Source organism: Intestinibacter sp., assembly GCF_051866655.1.
GTDB lineage: Bacteria > Bacillota > Clostridia > Peptostreptococcales > Peptostreptococcaceae > Intestinibacter.
In genome coordinates this window covers 1-5,529 of record NZ_JBJDXL010000161.1, presented here as the reverse complement: position 1 = coordinate 5,529, position 5,529 = coordinate 1, and the positions used below count along the sequence as shown (strand labels likewise).

At 30.2% G+C, this 5,529-nt stretch carries 6 protein-coding genes and 1 pseudogene; all 7 read left to right on the top strand.

Annotated features, from left to right (window positions below; all coding sequences use genetic code 11):
* Positions 1–669: pseudogene (locus ACI3VO_RS04765) on the top strand (elongation factor G); the annotation flags it as partial.
* A 27-nt stretch (positions 670–696) separates the two neighbouring features.
* A complete protein-coding gene (locus ACI3VO_RS04760) occupies positions 697–1,617 on the top strand; it encodes a DMT family transporter (RefSeq protein WP_439756822.1) in 921 nt (306 codons plus the stop codon).
* A 1-nt stretch (position 1,618) separates the two neighbouring features.
* On the top strand, positions 1,619–2,611 hold the full coding sequence (locus ACI3VO_RS04755) for a GIY-YIG nuclease family protein (RefSeq protein WP_439756821.1): 993 nt from the start codon (positions 1,619–1,621) through the stop codon (positions 2,609–2,611).
* An 18-nt stretch (positions 2,612–2,629) separates the two neighbouring features.
* Entirely contained in the window at positions 2,630–3,235 is a 606-nt protein-coding gene (locus ACI3VO_RS04750) for an NUDIX hydrolase (RefSeq protein WP_439756820.1), read from the top strand.
* An 84-nt stretch (positions 3,236–3,319) separates the two neighbouring features.
* On the top strand, positions 3,320–3,823 hold the full coding sequence (locus ACI3VO_RS04745; RefSeq protein ID WP_439756819.1) for a flavodoxin domain-containing protein: 504 nt from the start codon (positions 3,320–3,322) through the stop codon (positions 3,821–3,823).
* Positions 3,824–3,967: 144 nt separating this feature from the next.
* Entirely contained in the window at positions 3,968–4,864 is an 897-nt protein-coding gene (gene cysK / locus ACI3VO_RS04740) for a cysteine synthase A (protein ID WP_439756818.1), read from the top strand.
* A gap of 29 nt (positions 4,865–4,893) precedes the next feature.
* Positions 4,894–5,442, top strand: coding sequence for a serine O-acetyltransferase EpsC (epsC, locus tag ACI3VO_RS04735; RefSeq protein ID WP_439756817.1), 549 nt, complete (start codon positions 4,894–4,896; stop codon positions 5,440–5,442).
* Positions 5,443–5,529: the final 87 nt, after the last annotated feature.

Sequence of the window (5,529 nt, the reverse complement as noted above, 5' to 3'; positions counted from 1 at the left end):
ATAGAACCAAACACTAGAGATGAAGGAATAGTATTTGAAAGCAAAGCACATATAGACGACTTGAGCATAGGTCATCAAAATTTAGTAAAAACTCATGTGTTTGAGAGAAAACATCACGGAATATTATGTGGATTTGAGCTGACTGATCTGAAGATAACTTTACTAACTGGAAGGGAACATTTAAAACATACTTGTGGTGGAGATTTCAGACAGTGTACATATAGGGCTATAAGACAGGGGATAGAACAAAGTGAAAACATACTTCTAGAGCCTTATTATAATTTCGAGATAGATGTCGATGACAATTACTTGGGAAGAGTGATGTCAGATATCCAAAAGCTAAACGGTACATTCGATGTGCCACAGAGCATAAACGGAAAATCAACGATAACTGGAAGAGGACCGGTTGCTACATTTATGGATTATCAATTGGAGTTAATTTCTTTTACAAGGGGTACAGGTAGGATTTCATTTAATTTTGCTGGATACGATGAGTGTCACAACACAGAAGAGGTTATAGAAAAATACGGATATGACAAGGACTCAGATGAAGAGTACACTTCAAACTCTATATTTTTTGCAAAGGGAACCTCTTATTCAGTAAAGGGATCTGATGTGAGAGATTATGTACATTGTGATATAAAGGAATTAGTTGATAAATGGTTGTAATTATTTTATACAAAGGGGAGGATTTTTATGAATAAAGCGACGATAAAGGTATTGATTGCAATGCTACTTTGGGGGAGTATAGGAGTATTTGTAAAAAATATTTCTTTAGATTCTGTTGAAATAGCATTTTTAAGAGGTATTATAGGTAGTGCTTTTTTATGTGTAGTTTTACTAGCTAGAATGCAGGGAAAGAAAAAATTAGAAATTGACGATGAGGAAAATAATGAAAAACAGGATAAGAAAAGCATTATCGTACTTGTAATATCAGGTATGGCAATAGGCTTAAATTGGGTGTTTTTATTTAATTCCTACAACTATATGACTGTTGCAAATTCGACAATTGTATACTATCTTGCACCTGTTATAGTTATATTTGTTTCTCCTATTTTTTTAAAGGAAAAGCTAACTTTGAAAAAGGTCGTAGCTGTAATATGTGCCATGATAGGATTAGTTTTAATAGTAAAAACTCAAGGAGCATCTTCAGCGAATATAGATTTAGCTAAAGGAGTATTTAACGCATTTTTAGCAGCATGTCTTTATGCATCTGTAGTTATATTGAATAAATTTATAAAAAATGTCGACGATTACAAAAAGACTTTTATACAGCTTTTTATGGCGAGTATGGTGTTACTTCCATGGGTAATTCTTAGAAATCAAATAACATTTGATGGAGCAAAATCTATAGTACTTATCTTGATTTTAGGTATAGCTCATACTGGAATTGCGTACTGCTTGTATTTTTCTGCGATGAATGATTTAAAAGCTCAAAGTATAGCTATATTGGGATATCTAGATCCAGTTTCATCTATATTATTTAGTATATTCTTATTAAAAGAGCCTTTTTCAGTATGGCAGCTGATAGGAGGAGCTGTAATCTTAATCGCTGCATTTGTAGCTGAAAGAAATCCAAAGCCTAAAAATATAGAAAGTGGAGATTCTAGCTTATAAAATGAAAAAATCGGTTTATAAATTAGATGAGTTAAACGAGCTGCCAAATAGTCCAGGGATTTATTTTATGAAGGATAAGGACGATTTTGTAATATACGTCGGTAAATCTAAAAATTTGAAAAATCGCGTCAAGAGCTATTTTTTCAAAAATGGAGGTCATTCTAGAAAGATAAAGAGGATGATCAAAAATGTATCACATGTAGATATAATAAGGACAGATACAGAATTCGATGCTCTTTTACTAGAGTGTAGGTATATACACCAGATAAAGCCGATGTACAATACACTATTGAAAAACTACGATAAATACAAGTACTTGAGCTTGAATCAAAATAGTCATAATTTAATAGAGGTTAAAGATGACATAGGTGATGATGGGATTTACTTCGGTCCTTATTCCTTTGGGCGAAAGATGACTGCTATAAAGGATATTTTAGTAAAAGTCTATAAGCTTCCTATATGCTCTAGACCTACTAAATGTATGAGATATGATTTAGGAAAATGCATAGCACCGTGCAGAGGAAAGGTAGATGAAACTTTAAAATACAGCACTATAAAAAATATAGAGGCTGATTTAAATGGTAAATCTAATTTTGTAATAAGACAGCTAAAAAAAGAGATGAACTCTCAAATAGAAAATTTGAATTTTGAAAAGGCAGCTGTTATAAAAGAAGAAATAGATTTATTTTCTTCTATAGTAAGAAAACAAAAAAATCTCCTAAATTTAAAGAGAAATATAGTATTTTGGATGAAAATGGATGAATTTAAATATAAAATATATTATATAAGGATGTTTGAAGTAAAATACGAAAAAATATTAGATACAAAAAATCTAAGTAGAGAGGCTGTAGATAAAATAAAACGAGAGATAAAAGCGATGATTTTAAAAGAAAGTAAATCAGATAGAATAATAAAAAAAGAAGAAATAGATTATATTAATATTGTAAATGAATATATAAAAAATACTGAGGATAGAGGATATATAATAATTTAAATAGAAAGGGTGAGTGTTTTGTCAAAGAGAGTAAAAAAAGTAAACAGTATAGTAGAGGGAAAATTTATAAGTTTATACGATTTAGAATATGTAAATAAATTAAATCAAGATAAACACTGGTCAGTTGTGACTAGAAAGAGCAAAGAGAATATACAAGATATCTATCTAAATGGAAAAGAAGACAATGTGGATGCAGTGGCTATAATTGCATATCATGTAGAGTATAAAAAACTAGTAGTTATAAAGCAATTCAGAGTTCCTGTAAACAATTATATATACGAAGTGCCAGCAGGACTTGTAGATGAGGGTGAAGATATATTAGAAACTGTTAGAAGAGAGCTAAAGGAAGAAACTGGATTGAATTTACTAGAAGTAAATAAAAAATACAGCAAGGGTAAAACTTATCTTTCACCAGGAATGACAGATGAATCAGTTGCGCTAATTTTCTGCACATGTGATGGTGAAATAAGCGAAAAATATTTAGAAGCAAATGAAGATATAAAGACTATTTTAGTATCACAAGAAGAGGCACAAGCTATTTTAGAGTCAGATGAAAAAATAGATATAAAAGCATTTTTAATGCCACAAAACTTTGTGCTATTGGGAGACAAAATGTTTGTATAAGATAAGTATAACTACAAAATAATAAAGGAAAGTAAAAGTAAACCTCTAATTATTAATTAATAGTAAATAATTGGAGGTTTTATTATGAACAAAACAGTGATCATTTATAAAACGAAATACAATACTACAAAAAAATATGCCGGTTGGCTTGCTATAAAAACAAATGCAGATTTGTATGAATTGTCTGATATAAGAAATTCAGATTTGAAAAAATACGAAAATATAATATTTGGCGGGTGTATAGAAAATGGTCATATAAAGGGGATAGATTTTATAAAGGAGAATTATGAAAAAATAAAGGAGAAAAATGTAATTGTGTTTTATGTAGACCTTGGATTATATGATATAGAGGAAATTATTAAATTAAATTTTATGCCGACATATAGATATAAAGGGATAAAATTCTTTGAGCTATTGGGCGATTTTGACTATAAAAAATTAAGTTTCATGGATAAGATGAAAGTTACTTACGGAGGTGGAAGAATAAATTCTTCTGCATTAGATTTTAGAAAAAAGATAGTCAACTCGAAGAAGGATAATCTAGATGATATTTTAAATTTTATAAATTTCAAAAAATTAGAAAAATAAAATTCTGAACCTCTTGCAAATAGCTAAGTCTATCATTTTGATAATTTTTTTATCAAAATGATAAATTTTTGTTGACATATCAAAATGATAATAATATAATTAAATTATCAAATTGATAAATGGAAATTAATGGGAGGGAACAGAATGATATATTACAACGCTTTAGATTTAGTAGGGAATACACCCATTTTAAACTTAGGAAAAATTGGCTATCCAAATGTATTTGTTAAATTAGAAAAAGCAAATCCAGGTGGAAGCATAAAAGATAGAGCAGCACTATACATGATAGAAGGAGCAGAAGAAAAAGGTATCTTAAACAAAGACAGTGTTTTGGTAGAGGCGACAAGTGGAAATACAGGTATCGGTCTTGCGATGGCAGGAAAGCTAAAAGGATACAGAGTAATCATCATAATGCCAGAGACAATGAGTATCGAGAGAAGACAGCTAGTAAAAGCCTTTGGTGCTGAGCTAATACTTACAGAAGGTTCTAAGGGAATGGCAGGATCAATAGAAAAGGCAAATGAACTACTAGAATCAAATACAAATTATGTCTGTCTAGGACAGTTCGACAATGAGGATAATCCAAGAGCACACTACGAAACTACAGGACCAGAAATACTTAAAGAAGTACCAAATGTATCTATGATAGTAGCAGGAATTGGTTCTGGAGGAACTATAGTAGGAGCTGGAAAATTCTTAAAGGAAAAAAATAAAGATGTAAAGGCTATAGGTATAGAACCTAAATCATCACCTTTAATAACAGAAAATCAAGCAGGTCCTCATAAAATACAAGGAATAGGTGCAAACTTTATACCAAAAATATACGATAAAGATATAGTTGATAGAGTTATAACTGTATCAGATGAGGATTCTTATGAAACAGTTAGATTAATGGCAAATAAACTAGGAATATTAGTTGGGATTTCATCTGGAGCAAATATATTTGGGGCAATGAAATTATCAGATGAAAATCCAGATGAAGTAATAGTAACAGTAGCTCCCGACGGTGTAGACAAGTATATGTCTATGGGAATATTTTAAAAATTTATAAAAGAAAGGTCGTACACAATATGTTTAATTATATAAAAAAAGATTTACAATATATAATGGATTCAGATCCAGCAGCAAGAAGCAAGGTAGAATTATTTTTACTTTATCCATCGATTCATGCGATGATTTTTTATAGAATATCCCACTTTTTATACACTAAAAAGAGATTTTTCCTAGCAAGACTTGTATCTCAATTAGGTAGATTCTTTACTCAAATTGAGATACATCCAGGAGCTCAAATAGGAGAGGGAATATTAATAGATCATGGTAGTGGTGTAGTTATAGGTGAAACAGCTATAATAGGAGATAGAGTTACAATTTACCAAGGTGCAACAATTGGGGCAACAGGAAATGAAAAAACTTTCAAAAGACATCCTACAATAGGAAATGATGTATTTATAGGCTCTGGTGCTAAAATTTTAGGTCCAGTAGAGATAGGCGATAACGTAAAAATAGGTGCTAATAGTGTCGTATTACAAGATGTGCCAAGTAATAGCACAGCAGTTGGAATACCAGCTAAAATAAAACCAAATCGTAAACTTAGTGTAGTTGAAGATTATGTTATATAATTATATAAGATTCCTAAATTAAAAATAAAATAAATCTCTAGAATAAAAATTAGATTACTTTAAATAAAGTAGTCTAATTTTTTTAGG